The sequence below is a fragment of the Streptomyces sp. NPDC048258 genome (assembly GCF_043201995.1).
Lineage (GTDB): Bacteria > Actinomycetota > Actinomycetes > Streptomycetales > Streptomycetaceae > Streptomyces.
In genome coordinates this window covers 288,185-304,582 of sequence record NZ_JBICZH010000006.1, presented here as the reverse complement: position 1 = coordinate 304,582, position 16,398 = coordinate 288,185, and the positions used below count along the sequence as shown (strand labels likewise).

Here is a 16,398-nt window from a genome sequence, read left to right as displayed (position 1 = left end):
GTGTTGGCCTCACAACAAACATGGTGCACCTAGTGCACCATGTTGGCAAGTGGCTCGGCCTACCTGAAGGGAATGGATGCGGGGAGACTGGTGTACTAGGTACAACAACCCTGACTGGAGGACTATCCCGATGACCGAGTTCCGAGGACAGCCGGCGTACCTTCAGCTGGCCGATGACCTGCGTGAACGGATCCGCAGCGGCAAGCTGGCCACGGGCGCCGCGCTGCCATCGGCACAGGAGTTGATCGCAAGTTCCGGCGCTTCAAGCACCGTGGTGAAGAACGCGGTGTCTCTGCTTCGAGCGGAGGGATACGTCGTGGGGCACCAGGGCAAGGGGGTCTTCGCTCAGTTTCCGCCTCGACTCGCGGATCACTCGCGCGGTGCGGCGGATTGGGCCCTGCCGCTTCTGCTGGCAGGCCTGGAGGTCGAGGCAGCGCTACGCCAGTCACTGGGCAAGAGCGGCACCGGTTCCGCAGACGGCGAAGCGGCCCTTGAGCACTGGCGGGAGGCCTTCGATAGCCTGCCCGCAAGCGTCAAGGACCGCTTGACCAAGCCTTAGCGATCGCTGCCTGAGACTGCCGACCAGGCGTCGGCGACCAGTGCCTCAAGGCTGGACCGCTCGGGCTTCCATCCCAGGTCAGTCGTGATCCGGGAGATGTCGGCGACCAGCCGCGGAGGCTCAGGCTGAGGCGGGCGGTGCACTACCGGCACCGGCTTTCCGGTTACCCGTTCAACGGTGGCCACGATCTCGCGCATGCTCGCCGCAGTGGCACCGACGTTGTAGAGCCGGTACGGGGCCGACGTGCTGGCTTCAAGGGCCAGCACGTAAGCGCGAGCCAAGTCGTCGACGTGGACGAAATCCCGGACCGCGTCGCCGTCGCCGTTCATTTCAAGGTGCGCGTAACGGCCGGCCGCAACCGCCACGGCCTTCGGGATGATCCGGCTTTCATCTGCGTCCCCCACCCCCGACACAGCCCCCGAGATGTTGAAACAGCGCAGGCTCACAGCCTCGATCTCGCCCGCCTCGGCTCGGACCCGAAGCGCATCGTCTGCGGCCAGCTTCGAAACGCCGTAGGGGTTGCTCGGCGCGGGCACCGTGTCCTCACTGATGGGCTGCCGCTCGGGTGCACCGTAGACCGCCGCGGTGGAACCCAGGATGACCCTCGGGGTCAGATTCGGGGATGCGGCGGCCAGTGCATCAAGCAGTGCCACGGTGCCGCCGGCGTTCACGTCCTGGTACTCCTCCGGACGGTCGAAGGATTCACGAACCCGGGTGAGAGCCGCGAGGTGGCACACGCCCTCGACGCCGTCGAGGGCTGCGGCAAGAGCCATCTTGTCCCGGATATCGCCGCGGACGACCTGCGAAACCGGCAGCTCCGGGAGGGGAGCGCCCGCTGGCCGATGCGTGAGTGCCACGACCTCGTGTCCCACTTCGGCGAGCCGTCGTACAACCGCGTTGCCTACGAACCCGTAGGCGCCGGTCACAAGTACGCGCACTGATCTGCCTCTCAGCCCAGGATGAGCCCGCGATGCTGCCACGCCAGGTCGAGGCACGCGGCGGCGGCGGATGCCAGAGGTTCATTGTCCAGCAGGCGCCGGATGTTGGGCTCGGTGAACTCGATCCCGGTGCCGCTGCCACCGGCTCGGCCAGCCACGACCGCGCCTTCGGAATTCCGCGACACCATGCCGGAGAAGACGGAGTCGTAGACGTCGGCTTCGATGACGACCACGCTCAGAATCTCCCCCGCCAGCGTGAGCGGGTCCAGGCCGATCCCGAAGCAGAACGGGCGCACCTTGCCTTCTCGGCGAGCCTGGTTGAGCGTTCGGAACGGCTCCGTACCGTCGTAGTCGATCGGCTCGCCGCTACTGCCGTCTGCTTCGGGGTCGCCGAGGAACTCCTCCGCGTACTCGCGAAGCACGTTGCGCCAGAGGTTGAAGTCGTTCGACTGATCCCAGGGCATCACCGAAGACGGCTGGAACACCCCCGCTGGCATGACGTGGTAGTTCCCGCCGGCCAACGCAACGTTGCTCGCGGACCGGTGGTGGAGTGGGAACGATGCTCCCTCGGGGCCCAGCCGGATAGTCAGGGTGTCGATCGACGGCAGCAACGGCCGGTGAGCCAGGTCAAAGGGGTCTCCAACCAGAGCCCTGAAGGGAAGTTCCGCCCAACTTGGATCGCCAATCCACGCGGGGTCGCTGCCGGTCTTCAGCCAGGCGCTCGCCAGTTCGTGCGCCACGCCCTCACAGACGTCAGCCATGTCGAAGTAAGTCGTGTACCCGAACGACAACTTCGGCCGGCCGTCCGCTTGGGCGACATCGAGCAGGCGGAAACTCGGACGGTTCACGAACAGGGACGGTCGGTCGATCATCCTGATGGCTTGGGTGTAGCGATCGAACTTTGTGCCGTTCGCCGCGAGCGGCCGGACTCCCTCCGACTCCTTCTCCCGCCCGCTCACCTCAGGCGGACGCGTCTGGGTGAGCCAGGACAACTCGATGTCCGCGAAGTCGACTGGCTCGGGCCACATCCAAGACTCACGGGTGAGCACCGGGCTCTTTCCGGCGCGGAGAACGTCCGGGTATAGGCGCGCGGCGGCCTGAGTAAGGTCGGCTCGGTGCCGGTTGAGCTCACGACGCGTCATGCGCCAGCGACGTTGGTCATCGACCGCGGCAAGTGGGCTCCGCTCGCCCGTGTCATGAACGGAGGCGACCGTGACCACGGCTTCGGCAGGCGGGAGCAAGCCGAGCTCTTCCTCAGGTAGCGCCAGTGCGGTGGCGAGCCTACGAAGCTCAACCATGTCCCGGATGGTCCGCTTACCCCGTTCGAGCAAGGACACGTACGACTGGTCGTAGCCGAGCAGGTCGGCAAGATCCTGTTGCTTGAGTTTGTGGAGCGCCCGATACGCCTTGAGCACATCGGAGAGGTTCGAGCCGTCGGGAGGGGCGCTCCGCTCCGTGTCTCCGGCAAGCCAGTGCGGCGAGGACGGCTCAGTCGATAGAGCCTGCGGTTGGCTGCCAGCGGCTATAGGGCCGACAGCTCTGCGACAGGGGCTGCACACGGTATCGGTGTTACTTCGGCTTAACTTCGTGCCGCACCGGGTGCAGAGGGATGGCGCCAGCGGCGCAACAATCATGGGCTTCCAACTCCATAGGTGTGACGGCAATAGTTCGGGCGAAGCGGTCCCGTAGAAGGTTCACTGCCTCATTGCGGTAGTCGCTTCCGAGCTTGGCTCGGTGGACGTGGGGAGGCTGCTCGGGACGGCCGTAGCTGATGTTGTTTGATCTGGTCTCAATCTTTGCCATGGTCGCCCGAAGGCATGAGTCCGAGCCCCAACGGCCTGCACCTGTACCGACATACCTCCGATGGGGCTCAAGCTCCGGCGAGACCACCGTAAGTGGCTCCCGGCGGGTGGATAGCTGAGGCGGCGGGAGCCCCAACCCAACTGGCGCTGCAGAGGTCGAATCGGTGGCCCGCGATGGCGAGCATCAGCGGGCGGCTCTCCGACTCGAAGACTTGATCCTCGACACGGCGCTAAGCGCGGCAGGCTAGAGATTCCTCGGTATGCGACGCCAATTGTGCACCTCGCAGCCTGATCAAGCCGCAGTGCCGAGACTCAGATCCAAGCGGGCCTGTGCGTTTCGCAGCATGCCGAAGGTATTGGAATAAATGACCCCCAACGCGTTGCACGCATCCGGTATGAGCACCCGCTTCCGCGCGTCGGGACGCGGTTGCTCCAGAGTCACGAGGGTATGGCCATGCGCCCGCGCGTAAGCCACCAGGAAGAAGTCAGCGGTGTTTGTGAGAAACTCTTGTGTCGCAGCAGCCGTAAACGGCCTCGACTGAGTCCACACGGTCAACGGGCCGAAGTATTGCGTTGCATCAGCATCTATGGGGCGAAAGAAATCCGGATGCGCTTGAGCCCAAGCGGCGAGCTCATCAGCCCCTTGCATCAGCTCATCCCGAACCGGTTCGATACTGCACGCTATAGCGTTCTCATGCGCATGATCGAGCCACGCCCAAAAACCAGGCGCGATATCGAATGCATAGTACCGATTTTTCGCCTCGATCAGCACATTAGCGTCAACCAGATACATTCAAGCGGCTCCGATTTCCGCAACCAGGTTCTGGAACGTCTGATGCTTCTTTGTACCCAACAGCTGATAGGCCTCCCTGTAGGGAGTCTTACCTTCGACCGTGTCAGAAATGACAGCACGCGTGAATTGGCGGCTCAGACGAAGAGGCTGCGTGTTGTAGTAGTTACCACCGCCCCCTTCAGCCCTCTTCGCCGTCAAAATTGCCATAATCCTGGACAGCTCTGCGGAGTAACGCTCCTGGTAATCGCCCCAAGACAGGAAACCCGCATCGTGCAGGCGCTTCAAGACAACCAGGGTCGAGACGCGGTAGAGGCGCGCAAGCCGGTCCAGTTCGGTCCGGTTCAGCACACCACGATAGTCGGACCGGATCGCCACTAGAGGCACCAGAACCTCAGCGGCTACTCGATTACACCAGAGCTCTTCATCGTGATCGCTACGTCGCGCCATTGCCGCATCAGAAAGGGCGCTTTCACCAAGCCAGACATGAGCAAGCTCATGGACCATGGTAAACAGTTGAGCCGCTTTAGTGTCCGCGCCGTTGACAAAGATCAAGGGCGCGACAGGTTCTACCAACGCAAACCCGCGAAACTCTTCCGCATTCAGCCTTCGATGCGTATCAGAACCGACGATACCACTGACCATTACAAGGACCCCCGCGTCCTCGATCCTATCGATCAGCTTCCTTTGGGCATCCTCCCCAGAATTGAACGCTCGACGATCAGGAAGTCCAAAACGTAGAATCTGGCGAATTTTAGCGGCCACATCATCGGGGTTACTGGAAGTGGTCGCCTCCCCTATGAACGAAACCGGAGGAAATCCCTGAGCCGTGGCATACTCGCGATACCATTCCTGTCGCGACTGGCAAGAATAAATGGTGTCCAGGAGATCCACGGAGGGGCGACTAATCCTACGGTTTCCGAGAGTGCGCATGTCAGGGATCGGAATCGGCTCTTCCGGAGGTTCGGAGAGAAACAGGAGGCCGAATGGTGTGTGCGTGGCGTTGGCGAAACTCTCCAGTTGCTTCAACGTAGGACGCACATCGTCGCTTACCCACTCGTGGAATCGCGGCGCGCGACTCGCGATAGTGGCGGCCGACCAGCCCGCGCGATCCACAGCCCACTGCAACAGCGCCGGCTCAACTCGGACACGTACGACCACGCGACTCACCTCCCCTACGACCATAGGTCAGGGCTGCCCGACGTGAGTAGACACCCACTGGCAGTAGTGGAGAGGCTACTGATGTTGGACCGTGCTTCCTAGAGGGCGTACGCAAGACGCACGATGATGAGGTCCTCAGGGCCTCGACGAACTGTCGGCCCAAGCACTCCTGCCCGGTCTGCTCGTTGTCCTGGTCTTTGTCCAGTGCGCTGACAGCCGCCGTGGTTCACGCACGTTCAGGCGACCCACCTGGTCTGCCGCGTGTACGCCCGTGAACCGCCCCGTACGGCCATGCGGACAGTTGGAAAGCGTGTTGGGGGCAACCCCTCACGAGTTCGAATCTCGTATCCTCCGCCAGTGCCTCACCGGGCACTTGAAGGCCCCGACCGGGAAACCGGCCGGGGCCTTCTGCGTTCCGTGGTCGCAGTTTTGGTTGCCTTTACGCCGGATACTTCAGGATATTTCGGCGGGTGGGCAGGGCGTGTACCGCAGCTCGACGACACCCGTGGGCGGGAACCTTCCGCCATGCGACACACCCAGGCCCACCGGATGGGCCATCCTTGGGCCCGGCGCCGGCCTGGCCGAGGTCCGACTTGGCGCGTTCCTTGATCTGAGGAGGGGTTCTCCATGGCGTCCGGATCAACGCTGACAGTCTGGCTGCGCGGTCTCGACGGCCCTCGCCTGGCACGCGTGCTCGCGGCACGGGAGGACACGGTGTCCCCTCCGGAGCCGCGCTCGGTGGGGGAGCTGGCGGACCGTCTTCAGCGGCCGGGGTCGGTGGCACTCGCGCTGCCCCTGCTCACCCTGCCCGACTTGCAGGTGGCCGAGGCCGTGGCAGCGTTGGGGGCGCCCGCGTCGCGCGAGGCCCTGGCGAAGCTGCTGGGAGCGACAGCCGGCGAGGCCGGCCGCGCCTTGGAGGCAATCCTGGAAGGACTGGCCAGCCACGCGCTGGTCTGGCCGGACCACAGCGGAAGGCTCCACATGGCCGCACCGTTGCGGCAGGCGTGGGAGGCGCCGCTCGGGCTGGACGCACCACTGGCGGAGCTGCTGGCGGACATGACCTCCGACGAGCTGCGCGGAATGTTGGGGGCGCTGGGCGTCAAGCCGCCCAGCACCAAGCAGCAGCGCATGGCAGCGCTTGTCGCACACCACAGCGATCCGGAAGGGATTGCCTCGGTGGTCGCGAAGGCTCCTGCGGCAGCCCGGAAGCTGCTGGAGCGTCGAGCGAAGTCCGCGTCGCCGCAGCCCGGGTCCATCATGTTCGGGGCTCCCGGCGCCGACTCCGAACCGGGCGAGCGATGGGCGCTGGACCGAGGGCTTCTGATCCGGGACCGCCGCTGGTACGGCCCCGCCCGGATGCCCGTCGAGGTGGCACTCGCACTGCGCGGGCCCGCCTGGCACGCGCCGTTCGAACCCGGACCGCCCGCCGTGCAAGTGGTGTCCGTCAACGCGGCGGAGGTGGACCGGGAGACGGCAGCCGCAGCCACGGCGTTCGCAGCGCATGCCGCCTCGGTCCTGTCGGCATGCTCGGCGGCGCCGCCGGCCAGGCTGAAGTCCGGCGGGGTCGGCGCACGTGAACTGGCCCGCATCGGCAAGGCCGCCCAAGCCGATGACGCCGTGGTACGCATCACGCTGGAGGCCGCCTACGCGGCAGGGCTCCTGGCCCGGGACGGCGACCGCGTCGCCCCCACCAAGGCATACGACCCCTGGGCGGCGCAGGAACCCTCGGAACAGTTCGCCGCGCTGCTCCAGGCATGGCGGAACCTGCCCCTCACCCCCTCCCAGGCGCGCGACGAGGACGACAAAGCACTCCCCGCAGTTTCCGGGGCGCCGCCCTGTGGCGGCTGCTTGCAGACCCGGCACGGGGTGCTCGCCGCCGCCGCACACCTCCCGGCAGGGCAGGGAGCGCGAGCCTCCTCGGACCTGGGGATGCTCGCGGCATGGCACCGCCCGCTCGCCGACCCGACACCCGAGGGCGAAACACCGTTCGCCACCGCGATCCGCGAGGCCGAACTGCTCGGCGTGCTCGCCCGCGGCGCCCTGTCGCCCCTCGGCAGCGCCCTACGAGCCGACGACACGGACGAACTGGCCGCCGTATGCCGACGCCTGCTGCCCGCGGCCACCGGCACGGCACGGATCGGCGTCGACCTCACCGCCGTCGTCGCCGGAACACCGACCGCGCGACTGGACGCGCTCCTGGATTCCGCCGCGGACCGGGAAACCCGCGGCACGGCCTCGGTGTGGCGGTTCAGCGCCGACAGCATCCGCCGCGCCCTGGACTCCGGACGCACCTCGGACGAGATCACAGCCGACCTGTCCGCCATCGCCGTCGGGCCCCTGCCCCAGCCCCTGGCGTATCTGATCGCCGACACCGCTCGCAGCCACGGCCGCGTACGCATCGCCCCCGCCGCCTGCGTCATCCACGGTGAGGAGCCCGCGCTCCTGGCCGAAATCGCCGTCCACAGCAAGCTCGCCAAGCTCGGCTTGCGACGGCTCGCCCCGACGGTCCTGGTCAGCCGCAGCCCACTCGACCAGACCCTCGCCGCGCTTCGAGCCGAGGGCTACGCTCCCGTGGCCGAGACGGCCGACGGAACCGTACGCGTCGAGAAGACCCGGCCCCAGCGGGCCGCCGCACCCGTACCGGCCCCATGGAAGGCCCGTGCGCAGTCCGGCTTCCGCATCACGGCGGCTCCCCGCGCGGCGGAGGCCCCCGCGGCCGACCTGAACGCCCTGGCCGCCCAGCTCCTGGCCGCCCCGCCGACCACACCGCAACCCGACCCGTTCGGGCCCGGCGGAGTCCCCTTCGGCACGGACACCGAAGAGATCGTCGCCGGGTACGCGAAGCGGCTGTCGTACAGCGATGTCCGCCAGCTGGCCCATGCCATCGACACCGGTACGGCCGTCACGGTCGATTACGTCTCCACTTCAGGAAGCCGCACCGTACGCACCCTCGACCGCCTCACCCTCGACCCGCCCTATCTCGAAGCCTGGTGCCACCTGCGGGACGCCGAACGCGCCTTCACCCTCTCCCGGATCCACGGCGTGATGCCCGCATAGGGCCCGAGCGGTCCGAAGGCAACGAAATGCACCTCGCGAGATATACTTGAACCCACAGTTGATATCCAGGAGGTGTACATGAGTCGGACCGTCATCGATCTGGACGACGAGCTGGTCGCCGACGTGGCGAAAGCCCTGGGGACGAGCACCAAGAAGGAGACTGTCAACACCGCCCTGCGCGAGGTGCTGGAGAACCGGCGCCGTGCCCTGGCGCTCACCCGGCTCCGCGCCGCGGCCGACGAGGGCGCTTTCGACCTGGAGCTGTTCGAGAACAAGAGGAACTACCGGCGGTGAACGCGGCGCAGTTCCTGATCGACACCAGCGCGCTCGCGCGCTTCATGCGCGGGGATGCGGAGCAGTACGGCTGGGACCAGGCGGCAGCTGCCGGCCTCATCGCGACCTGCCCCATCACCGAGCTGGAGTTCTTCTACAGCGCCCGGTCGGCAGCCGACCGGGCGCGCGGCATCGAGGACATGCGGCTGATCTTTGGCCGGGTTCCCGTCGACGACCGCGCCTACGACCGCGCCTGGCAGGTCCAGGACGCCCTGACCAAACAGGGAAAGCACCGAAGCGCCGGTGCCGTCGACCTCGTCGTCGCCGCGACAGCCGAGCTGCAAGGGCTCACCCTCCTTCATCGCGACCACGACTTCGAGTGCATCGCGGCAGTGACTGGCCAGCTCCTCCAGTGGTACGGCCCGGAGCCCGGCAAATAAGTCGGCAGTGGTTGCAGTTCTGGTTGCATTCGCCTCCGTCCGGTGCCGTCCAGTCCCGGTTTCCGTCTCAGTTGGGGTCATGGACACGACGCAGGAATTCGAGACCCACCGGCCACGTCTGTTCTCGCTGGCGTACCGGATGCTCGGCTCGGCGGCCGAGGCCGAGGACACCGTGCAGGACGCGTACCTGCGCTGGCACGGAGCAGAACCCGGTCAGGTGGCCGCGCCGGGCCCGTGGCTGGCCAAGGTGGTCACCAACCTGTGCCTGAACCGGCTCACCTCCGCCCGGGCGCAGCGCGAGGAGTACCCCGGGCCCTGGCTCCCGGAGCCGGTGGGGACCGATGCCGGGGTGCTGGGGCCGATGGAGACGGCGGAGCAGCGGGACGCGGTGTCGTTCGCGGTGCTGACGATGATGGAGCGACTGTCGGCCCCCGAGCGGGCCGCCGTGGTGCTGCGTGACGCCTTCGGTTACAGCCACCGGGACATCGCGGGCGTCCTTGACTCCTCGGAGGCGAACGCGCGCCAGCTCTACCGTCGGGCCAAGCAGCACCTGGCCGACGGTCGGCCGCGGTTCACCACCTCGCGGGAGCAGGACGGCGAGTTGCTCGCCCGGTTCCTGGCTGCCGCGGCCGAGGGTGCGATGGCTCCGCTGGAGCAGCTGCTCGCCGACCAGGTGGTCGTCTGGTCGGACGGCGGCGGCAAGGTGAGTGCGGCCCGTCGCCCGGTGGTCGGGCGGGACAACGTGGCCCGCTTCCTGGTCGGTCTCTTCTCCCGATGGGTGAGCGGCACACAGATCGGGTTCGCCGAGGCGAACGGCGTTCCGGTGGTGGTCGGCTGGGAGGACGGCGAGCTGACCGCGTTCGGGGCGCTGGAGCTCGGCGAGGGCGGGATCACCGGCATCCGGCTCGTCCGGAACCCGGACAAACTGGCCTTCCTCGCCACTCAGCTCCGGGAGCTGTCACAGAACGCCTGACCCGTCGGTTCTTCATCAGTGACAACGACCCCGAGAGGCTCGCGAGGCTGAGACTGATGACCAACGACACGATCATGGTGACCGGCGCGACGGGCGTGCTCGGCCGCGAGGTGTTGGAGCGGGCCCGCCGCACCGGCCGCCCGGTCCGCGCGCTCACCCGCAGGACCGCGGTTCCGGACGGCTCCGGGGTGGCCTGGTACACCGGCGACCTGACCGCCGGCACCGGACTGGACGAGGCGCTCGCGGGCGTCCGCACGGTTATCCACTGTGCGAGCGACATCCGGCACTTCAAGAACGACATCCCCGGCTTCCAGCACCTGCTGGAAGCCGGGAAGCGGGCCGGCGTCGAGCACGTCGTCAACATCTCGATCGTCGGCGTCGACCGGATCCCCTACCCGTACTACCGGGTCAAGCTGGAGGGCGAGCGGCTGCTCGCCGCCTCGGGGATCGGCTGGACCAACCTGCGGGCCACCCAGTTCCCCGCGCTGCTCGACCTCGCCTTCGGGGCACTGTCCAAGCTCCCGGTGGTCCTCGTGCCGTCCGGCACCGGCTGCCAGCCGGTCGACCCGGGCGAAGTGGCGGACCGCCTGGTCGAGTTGTCCCTCGGCGCCCCGGGCGGCCAGGTACCCGACTTCGCCGGCCCGACCGTGTACCCGGCCGCCGGCCTCGCCAGGGACTGGCTGCGCGCAGCCGACAAGCGCCGCGTCGTCCTCCCCGTCCACGTCCCCGGCAGGATCGGCGCCGCCTGGCGCGCCGGCCACCTGACCGCCCCCGACCGCGCGGTCGGCAGGCGCACCTGGGAGCAGTATCTCGCCGAGCAGGTCGCCCGCTGACCCCGCGGCCTGCCGGCCGTGCCCGGCGGAGGCACCGCGGCCCGGCCCCCCGCCGCCACGTGTCAGCGGTTCGGGGGACCCGAGTAGGCGAGGTCGCCCTTGTGGACGCCCTTGGAGCGGCGGAAGTCGGGGACCGGGGCCGGCGTGAGTTCGGTCCAGGTCGCACCGGGGACGGGGCTGAAGTTCTGGCCGTTGATGGCGAGGGCGAGCTGGTACACCCGGCCGTCCACCGTCAGTACCTTGATGAACGCCCTGTTCGCGTCTCCCTCGATGGAGATCCCGCAGGCGCGGCCCAGGGGGTAGCCCTCGATGTCGGAGAAGTCCTGCCAGGCGGGCGGGAGACCCGGAGCCGATGCCCGGCCGCCGAAGGCGTGGCCGTCGGTGAGCGCGGCGCTGTAGGCCTCGGTGTTGTTGGGCATGTAGCTGTCGATGTCGTTGCACGGGCCGGTGGCACCTGTGGCGCCGGTGCCGCCCGTGGCACCGGTGCCACCCGTGGCGCCGGTGCCGCCCGTAGCACCGGTCGCGCCGGTCTCACCCGTGGCACCCGTCTCGCCGGTCTCGCCCGTGGCACCCGTAGCGCCGGTCTCACCGGTCTCGCCCGTGGCACCCGTGGCACCTGCCGGGCCGGTCCCGCCCGTGGCCCCTGTCGCGCCCGCCGGACCGGCCTCACCCGTCGCACCCGTCGCGCCCGCGGGGCCCGTTTCGCCCCTCGGGCCCCTGGGGCCTGTGGGGCCCGTCGGGCCCTGCTGGTCGCAGTCGTCGCCGCCACCACCGCGCGGGCCCGCCTCGACGGCCGCGGCTCCCGGGCCGTGGTCCGGCTTCCTGCGCGACGGCTCGCAGTCGTCCCCGCCCGTCGGGGTCGCCGCCTTGACCGTCTCGGCCGCCCGCACGCTCTGAGCCGTGGCGAGCGCGGGACTGGCGAGTCCCGTCATGACCAGGGCGAGCGATGCGAGGGTGCCGGCGGTCAGCCAGCTGCTCCGCCTCGGCAATGGGCCCAGGCTGGACCTGGTCCTGTTCTCGGGGCTCATATGCGCCGCTCCTTCTCGAAACCGGATCGAACGATGTGCGAGGGGGCCACTCGGGCCGCCTCGGTCATCGTGGGGATCGCGGTAGCGAGGGGGATACGTGCCTCGCTCAGGCGTCAACGGTTCAGCCCACACTCACCCCTCCGATGGGTGCGGCGACACCCTCCGCCCGTCCCTCAGAAGCCGAGGGCCAGGGCGGCCACGGCGGGGGCCGCGTAGATGACGGGGAAGGCGACGTGTGCGTACGACCTCGCGCGCAGGACGGTGATGACGGCCCCGGTGTAGTAAAGGGCGAGGCCGATCGCGGCGGCGATGCCGATCGCGGGGACGAAGAGGCCCGCGACCAGGCCGGCGGCTCCGGCGGCCTTGGCCGTGCCGAGCCAGATCCACCAGGTGCGCGGGACGCCGTACTCGGCCAGCGGCTCGACGACCCACTTGGCGCCGATGAAGACCGAGACCGCCGAGAAACCGGTCATGAACGCGGCGACGAGGGTGACGACAACAGCGGTGGTGGACATGGGATCTGCTCCTCTGGTGGATTCCCTTGTGTGCGTCTCACTCCAATGACCCGCCGCGCCACGGCAGTGTGACCGGCTCGCGGAAAGTTTTTTGCGCTGCCCCCTCGGGGCACCGCCGGGACGCCCCCGGGACACTCCCGGGGCACCTGCTAGAGGCAGCGCAGCGCCGCGTACAGGTCCAGCTTGTGGTCCAGCCGGGACAGGTCACGGCCCGTCAGTACCTCCACCCGCTCGATCCGGTAGTGCACGGTGTTCACGTGCAGGTGCATGGCCTCCGCCGTACGCGCCCAGGAGCAGTTGTTCGCCAGGAAGACTCCAGGGTCTCCCGCAGCATCCCGTCCCCGAGCGCCCCGAGCGTCCGCGCCCCGAACACCGTCCGCACCTCCGGCGGCACCCCCGCCAGCAGTTCCGCCAGGGTGTCCAACTGCTCGACCCCGCGCACCGGAACCTCCTCGTCCGCGGCCGTGAGGGCGAACCGGGCCTGGGTCAGTGACGCGCGTAGCTCCTCGGCCCGGGTGCCGGGCGCGCCGATGCCCAGCCGCAGGTCGGCCTCCGGGCCGCCGCACGCCCGCAGCAGCGGCCACGCGGCGCGGAGCCCGGCCGTCGCGTCCGCCCCCGCGCCCGCGCCTGCGCCCGGGTCCTCGTACAGCACCGCCGCCGACCGGCCCACCGCGTACGGGACCCCCTCCAGGTGCGCCAGCGCCTCCGCCAGGGCGTCGCCCGAGGTCGCCGCCAGCGCGCGGTACGGGCCGCCCGCCGGCAGTCCGGCGGCCCCCAGCGCCTCCTCCAGCCCGCCCGGATCGGCCGGGGCCCCCTCCAGCAGGGCGATCAGCTCCTGCCCGGCCGCCCGCTCCCGGGCGGTCCGCCGCGTCTGCCCGTCCCGGTACTGGGCGAGGATCTCGGCGATCTCGTGGAGCACCCGGGGCGGCGCCGCGGCCGGATCGGGGAGGTGCAGCCGCCAGGCGTCGTACGGGGAACCCTCGGCCTCGACGCGCAGCGAGACCCCCGCCCGGGCGGGTGCGGACGCCGCCTGCCGGGCGGGGAGCGCGGGCGCGGACTGCGTACGGGCCACCGTGCGGCCGCTCGCGGTGAGCAGGTAGCCGCTCACCCGGCCCAGGTGCGCGCATGCCCGGTCCAGCAGTTCGGCGGCCCCGGCCCCGCCGTCCAGGAGGCGGCTGAGCTCGCCGCGGACGTTCTCGGGGAGGGCGAAGGTGCGGGTCGGGCGGCGGCTCAGGTCGCCGATCCAGATTTCCCTTTTGGTTGATCATCCAGGGCGGGCCGTCCCGAGCCCGCCTCTCTCCGTGCCCGGGACCAGCGTCCCGCCGCGACGGCCTCCCCGCCGGGCCGATGATCTCCCTCGACGGGGCCGCCCTCCTCCAGGGCCAGGACGGCGCCATCCGCCGCCCGCCCGTCGCCGACTTCGTCCCTGCGCAGCACGGAGCTGCCGGTGACACGCGACACCATGCGGCAGAGGATGCAAGGAGGGAACAACTGAATAGCGCGCATCTGCGCGTTGCAGCACGCCGTCAAGCTTGCAGATAAGGTTCCGGAATGGGTGGCCACGGGCATGACATACGCATGGCCGAACTCATGCTGCACGGAGACCTGGACCATCCGGCGACCCTGAGCGTCGCGGACCTGCGCGAATGGGCACAGCACCGCGCCGAGGTCACGTTCGACTGCGCGACGAACGGGCCGCAACGCCACGTGTTCGAGGGCGCGTTGCTGCGCGATGTGATCGCGGACGCGAGTCCCGCCTTCGACATCCGGCGGAGAAAGGACCGAAGTCGCTTCCTGCTCGCGATCAGCGGCGGGGACGGGCACCACTCCGTCGTGTCGTGGGCCGAGCTGGACGCCGACTTCGGCGGCAGCCCGGTCCTGCTGGCCACCCGCCTCGACGGGGAGGACCTCGACGGGGCGGGGAGCCAGCTGGTGGTGCCGTCGGACCGGTGCGGGGCGCGCTACGTCAGCGCGGTCACGCACGTGTGGTTCGGCGCCCTGTCGCCGCCGAACCTGGGGCTCTGACTCCCCCTCCGGTCAGGACGTCCGGAGCGAGATCTCGGTCGACTTGATCAGCGCGACGACGGAGGAGCCCGCCGCCAGGCCGAGCGCCGCGACGGCGTCGGCGGTGATGGCGGCGGTCAGCCCGCCGCCGTTCACGTCCACCTTGACGGACGCCATGGCGGGGCCGGCGGCGATGTCCGCGACGGTGCCGGGGATCTGGTTGCGGATGGACAGGCCCTCGACCGGACCGGTGGCCAGGGCCACCTCAGTGGCCTTGACCAGCGCCGTGACCGGGGAGCCCGCGGCGATGCCGAGATCCTTGACGGCATCGGCGGTGACGGCAGCGGTGATCTCCTGACCGCCGTCCAGCCGGACCTTGACCGTCGCCATGGCCTCACCTGCGGTGACGGCGGTGACGGTGCCCGCGATCTGATTGCGGATGCTCAGGCTCATACGACGTTCACCTCTTGCGTCGCCGTGCACCAGCGACTCAGCCGAACTTCGGCATCTCGCCGACCGTCGTCGACATGTCGATCACCGCGAAGACCGCGCCCTGCGGGTCCGTCACCGCCGCGAAGCGGCCGAACGGGCTGTCCATCGGGCCGAAGTGCAGCTTCCCGCCGTGCTTCTTCGTCTTCGCCACCGCTTCGTCGCAGTCGGGGACGCCGAAGTAGACCTGGATGTACGACGGGATCTCCGGCGGGAATTCGTCGCCCATCTTCATCCTGCCCAGCACCGGGCTCTCGGGGCCGCCGGCGCTGAAGACCTTGAAGTCCATCCCGGCCATCTCGGGGTCGTCGCCCGGGTCCATCTGCTGGGCGCCGTACGGGAAGACCTTCGGCAGGAACGCGTCCGCCTTGGCCGGCTCCCGGGTGAAGACCTCCGCCCAGGCGAACGCTCCCGCCTCGCCCATCTTCTCGAAGCCCTTGTGCTCACCCGGCTGCCAGACGCCGAAGACCGCCCCGCTCGGCTCCTTCGCGATCACCATCGTGCCGAAGTCGCCGACCTGCATCGGGCCCATCAGGACCTCTCCGCCGTTCGAGGTGATCTTCTCGGCCGTGGCCGCCGCGTCGGGCGAGGCGAAGTACAGGCACCACTGCGAGGGGGCGTCCGCGCCGGGCATCGGCGGCACCACGGCAGCCACCGCCTTGCCGTCGGAATACGCCTGCGTGTAGTTGCCGTACTCGCTGCTCGCCTCGCCGAAGGTCCAGCCCAGCACATCGCCGTAGAAGGTCTTGGCGCCCTCCACGTCGGCGAACATCGCGTCCACCCAACACGGCGCGCCTTCGGTGAACTCAACCATGGTCGATCGACTCCTCGGCTCCTCGACTCGTACCTGTCGTCGTACACACGCTAGGCGCGCGGTGCGGCGGCCGCGCGGGGAACGCGTCCGCGCGGCACGCTGGAGCCATGGACAAGGACATCACCATCCGGCTGGCCCAGCAGCCGGAGGCCGACGCGCTGCTCGCCCGGAGCCCGCTCGCCGCGCTCGTCGGGATGCTGCTGGACCAGCAGGTGCCGATGGAGTGGGCGTTCTCGGGGCCCTGGACGGTCGCGCAGCGGCTCGGCTCGGACGACCTGGACGCGCACGTCATCGCCGCCCACGACCCCGAGGCCTTCGCCGCGCTGCTCTCGCAGAAGCCCGCCGTCCACCGGTATCCCGGGTCGATGGCGAAGCGGATCCAGCAGCTGTGCGCGTACCTGGCGGAGCACTACGGCGGGGACGCCGCGGCCGTCTGGGCCGACGTCACGACCGGGGAGGAGCTGCTGAAGCGCCTCAAGGATCTGCCGGGCTTCGGCGAGCAGAAGGCGCAGATCTTCCTCGCCCTGCTGGGCAAGCGGTTCGGCGTACGCCCGAAGGGGTGGCGGGAGGCCGCGGGCGGGTATGGACCGGCGAACGTCTACCGTTCGGCGGCCGACATCACGGGCCCCGAGTCCCTGGCCAAGGTCCGGGCGCACAAGCAGGAGATGAAGGCCGCGGCCAAGGCGGCGAAGGCCTCCGGCGGCTCGTGAACCGGCACCGCG

General features: G+C 69.3%; 18 protein-coding genes. 8 read left to right on the top strand and 10 right to left on the bottom strand.

The features are described 5' to 3' along the window. Positions 1-130: 130 nt before the first annotated feature. Positions 131-559 carry a winged helix-turn-helix domain-containing protein gene (locus ACGFYQ_RS17210; protein WP_266663754.1) on the top strand — a complete coding sequence of 143 codons (429 nt, stop codon included), beginning with the start codon at positions 131-133 and terminating at the stop codon, positions 557-559. Here ACGFYQ_RS17210 and ACGFYQ_RS17205 read toward each other — a convergent pair. The 4 genes from ACGFYQ_RS17205 to ACGFYQ_RS17190 all read right to left on the bottom strand — a co-directional run bounded on the left by ACGFYQ_RS17205 (position 556) and on the right by ACGFYQ_RS17190 (position 5,250). Continuing rightward, positions 556-1,485, bottom strand: coding sequence for an NAD-dependent epimerase/dehydratase family protein (locus ACGFYQ_RS17205; protein WP_393744712.1), 930 nt, complete (start codon positions 1,483-1,485; stop codon positions 556-558). The genes ACGFYQ_RS17210 and ACGFYQ_RS17205 overlap by 4 nt on opposite strands. Before the next feature lie 23 nt (positions 1,486-1,508). After that, positions 1,509-2,912 (bottom strand): helix-turn-helix transcriptional regulator, encoded by a 1,404-nt coding sequence (locus ACGFYQ_RS17200; RefSeq protein WP_393744574.1) that lies wholly within the window; start codon positions 2,910-2,912, stop codon positions 1,509-1,511. Positions 2,913-3,591: 679 nt separating this feature from the next. After that, the gene (locus ACGFYQ_RS17195; protein ID WP_393744572.1) at positions 3,592-4,092 is read right to left on the bottom strand and encodes a DUF4411 family protein; all 501 of its coding nucleotides are present in this window, start codon (positions 4,090-4,092) and stop codon (positions 3,592-3,594) included. Continuing rightward, entirely contained in the window at positions 4,093-5,250 is a 1,158-nt protein-coding gene (locus ACGFYQ_RS17190; protein ID WP_393744570.1) for an ImmA/IrrE family metallo-endopeptidase, read from the bottom strand. 627 nt (positions 5,251-5,877) lie between these two features. Between ACGFYQ_RS17190 and ACGFYQ_RS17185 the strand changes: the two genes are divergently transcribed. From ACGFYQ_RS17185 to ACGFYQ_RS17165, 5 genes are all read left to right on the top strand, one after another. Continuing rightward, positions 5,878-8,307, top strand: coding sequence for a helicase C-terminal domain-containing protein (locus ACGFYQ_RS17185; protein WP_393744568.1), 2,430 nt, complete (start codon positions 5,878-5,880; stop codon positions 8,305-8,307). Between the two features lie 78 nt (positions 8,308-8,385). Continuing rightward, the gene (locus tag ACGFYQ_RS17180; RefSeq protein ID WP_183066302.1) at positions 8,386-8,601 is read left to right on the top strand and encodes a type II toxin-antitoxin system VapB family antitoxin; all 216 of its coding nucleotides are present in this window, start codon (positions 8,386-8,388) and stop codon (positions 8,599-8,601) included. Continuing rightward, positions 8,598-9,020 (top strand): PIN domain nuclease, encoded by a 423-nt coding sequence (locus ACGFYQ_RS17175; RefSeq protein ID WP_393744565.1) that lies wholly within the window; start codon positions 8,598-8,600, stop codon positions 9,018-9,020. Before ACGFYQ_RS17180 ends, ACGFYQ_RS17175 begins: the two co-directional genes overlap by 4 nt. Positions 9,021-9,099: 79 nt before the next feature. After that, positions 9,100-9,993: an RNA polymerase sigma-70 factor gene (locus tag ACGFYQ_RS17170; protein ID WP_393744563.1), complete on the top strand. Its 894-nt coding sequence runs from the start codon at positions 9,100-9,102 to the stop codon at positions 9,991-9,993. A 56-nt stretch (positions 9,994-10,049) separates the two neighbouring features. Then, the gene (locus ACGFYQ_RS17165) at positions 10,050-10,826 is read left to right on the top strand and encodes an SDR family oxidoreductase (protein WP_393744561.1); all 777 of its coding nucleotides are present in this window, start codon (positions 10,050-10,052) and stop codon (positions 10,824-10,826) included. Positions 10,827-10,888: 62 nt separating this feature from the next. Here the strand turns inward: ACGFYQ_RS17165 and ACGFYQ_RS17160 are convergent, their stop codons facing one another. The 4 genes from ACGFYQ_RS17160 to ACGFYQ_RS17145 all read right to left on the bottom strand — a co-directional run bounded on the left by ACGFYQ_RS17160 (position 10,889) and on the right by ACGFYQ_RS17145 (position 13,477). After that, positions 10,889-11,854 carry a hypothetical protein gene (locus ACGFYQ_RS17160; RefSeq protein ID WP_393744559.1) on the bottom strand — a complete coding sequence of 322 codons (966 nt, stop codon included), beginning with the start codon at positions 11,852-11,854 and terminating at the stop codon, positions 10,889-10,891. A 173-nt stretch (positions 11,855-12,027) separates the two neighbouring features. Next, a complete protein-coding gene (locus ACGFYQ_RS17155; protein WP_393744557.1) occupies positions 12,028-12,369 on the bottom strand; it encodes a DoxX family protein in 342 nt (113 codons plus the stop codon). Between the two features lie 149 nt (positions 12,370-12,518). Then, positions 12,519-12,638: a helix-turn-helix domain-containing protein gene (locus tag ACGFYQ_RS17150; protein ID WP_393744555.1), complete on the bottom strand. Its 120-nt coding sequence runs from the start codon at positions 12,636-12,638 to the stop codon at positions 12,519-12,521. Next, the gene (locus tag ACGFYQ_RS17145) at positions 12,623-13,477 is read right to left on the bottom strand and encodes a hypothetical protein (RefSeq protein WP_393744553.1); all 855 of its coding nucleotides are present in this window, start codon (positions 13,475-13,477) and stop codon (positions 12,623-12,625) included. Before ACGFYQ_RS17145 ends, ACGFYQ_RS17150 begins: the two co-directional genes overlap by 16 nt. Positions 13,478-13,947: 470 nt before the next feature. On the opposite strand from ACGFYQ_RS17145, the gene ACGFYQ_RS17140 reads away from it, so the two are divergent. Beyond that, positions 13,948-14,394 carry a molybdopterin-dependent oxidoreductase gene (locus ACGFYQ_RS17140; RefSeq protein ID WP_393744551.1) on the top strand — a complete coding sequence of 149 codons (447 nt, stop codon included), beginning with the start codon at positions 13,948-13,950 and terminating at the stop codon, positions 14,392-14,394. Positions 14,395-14,406: 12 nt separating this feature from the next. On the opposite strand, the gene ACGFYQ_RS17135 is transcribed toward ACGFYQ_RS17140, so the two are convergent. After that, the gene (locus ACGFYQ_RS17135) at positions 14,407-14,826 is read right to left on the bottom strand and encodes a molybdopterin-binding protein (RefSeq protein ID WP_393744549.1); all 420 of its coding nucleotides are present in this window, start codon (positions 14,824-14,826) and stop codon (positions 14,407-14,409) included. A gap of 37 nt (positions 14,827-14,863) precedes the next feature. Next, entirely contained in the window at positions 14,864-15,676 is an 813-nt protein-coding gene (locus ACGFYQ_RS17130; RefSeq protein WP_393744547.1) for a VOC family protein, read from the bottom strand. A gap of 107 nt (positions 15,677-15,783) precedes the next feature. Here ACGFYQ_RS17130 and ACGFYQ_RS17125 point away from each other — a divergent pair, with 107 nt between their 5' ends. Then, on the top strand, positions 15,784-16,386 hold the full coding sequence (locus tag ACGFYQ_RS17125) for an HhH-GPD-type base excision DNA repair protein (protein WP_393744545.1): 603 nt from the start codon (positions 15,784-15,786) through the stop codon (positions 16,384-16,386). The last annotated feature ends 12 nt before the right edge of the window (positions 16,387-16,398 follow it).

Bases quoted from the DNA above. Each gene is read 5' to 3' on its own strand.
- ACGFYQ_RS17210 (WP_266663754.1), top strand. From the start codon at position 131: ATGACCGAGTTCCGAGGACAGCCGGCGTACCTTCAGCTGGCCGATGAC.
- ACGFYQ_RS17195 (WP_393744572.1), bottom strand. From the start codon at position 4,092: ATGTATCTGGTTGACGCTAATGTGCTGATCGAGGCGAAAAATCGGTAC.
- ACGFYQ_RS17185 (WP_393744568.1), top strand. From the start codon at position 5,878: ATGGCGTCCGGATCAACGCTGACAGTCTGGCTGCGCGGTCTCGACGGC.
- ACGFYQ_RS17180 (WP_183066302.1), top strand. From the start codon at position 8,386: ATGAGTCGGACCGTCATCGATCTGGACGACGAGCTGGTCGCCGACGTG.
- ACGFYQ_RS17170 (WP_393744563.1), top strand. From the start codon at position 9,100: ATGGACACGACGCAGGAATTCGAGACCCACCGGCCACGTCTGTTCTCG.
- ACGFYQ_RS17165 (WP_393744561.1), top strand. From the start codon at position 10,050: ATGACCAACGACACGATCATGGTGACCGGCGCGACGGGCGTGCTCGGC.
- ACGFYQ_RS17160 (WP_393744559.1), bottom strand. From the start codon at position 11,854: ATGAGCCCCGAGAACAGGACCAGGTCCAGCCTGGGCCCATTGCCGAGG.
- ACGFYQ_RS17155 (WP_393744557.1), bottom strand. From the start codon at position 12,369: ATGTCCACCACCGCTGTTGTCGTCACCCTCGTCGCCGCGTTCATGACC.
- ACGFYQ_RS17150 (WP_393744555.1), bottom strand. From the start codon at position 12,638: ATGCACCTGCACGTGAACACCGTGCACTACCGGATCGAGCGGGTGGAG.
- ACGFYQ_RS17140 (WP_393744551.1), top strand. From the start codon at position 13,948: ATGGCCGAACTCATGCTGCACGGAGACCTGGACCATCCGGCGACCCTG.
- ACGFYQ_RS17135 (WP_393744549.1), bottom strand. From the start codon at position 14,826: ATGAGCCTGAGCATCCGCAATCAGATCGCGGGCACCGTCACCGCCGTC.
- ACGFYQ_RS17130 (WP_393744547.1), bottom strand. From the start codon at position 15,676: ATGGTTGAGTTCACCGAAGGCGCGCCGTGTTGGGTGGACGCGATGTTC.
- ACGFYQ_RS17125 (WP_393744545.1), top strand. From the start codon at position 15,784: ATGGACAAGGACATCACCATCCGGCTGGCCCAGCAGCCGGAGGCCGAC.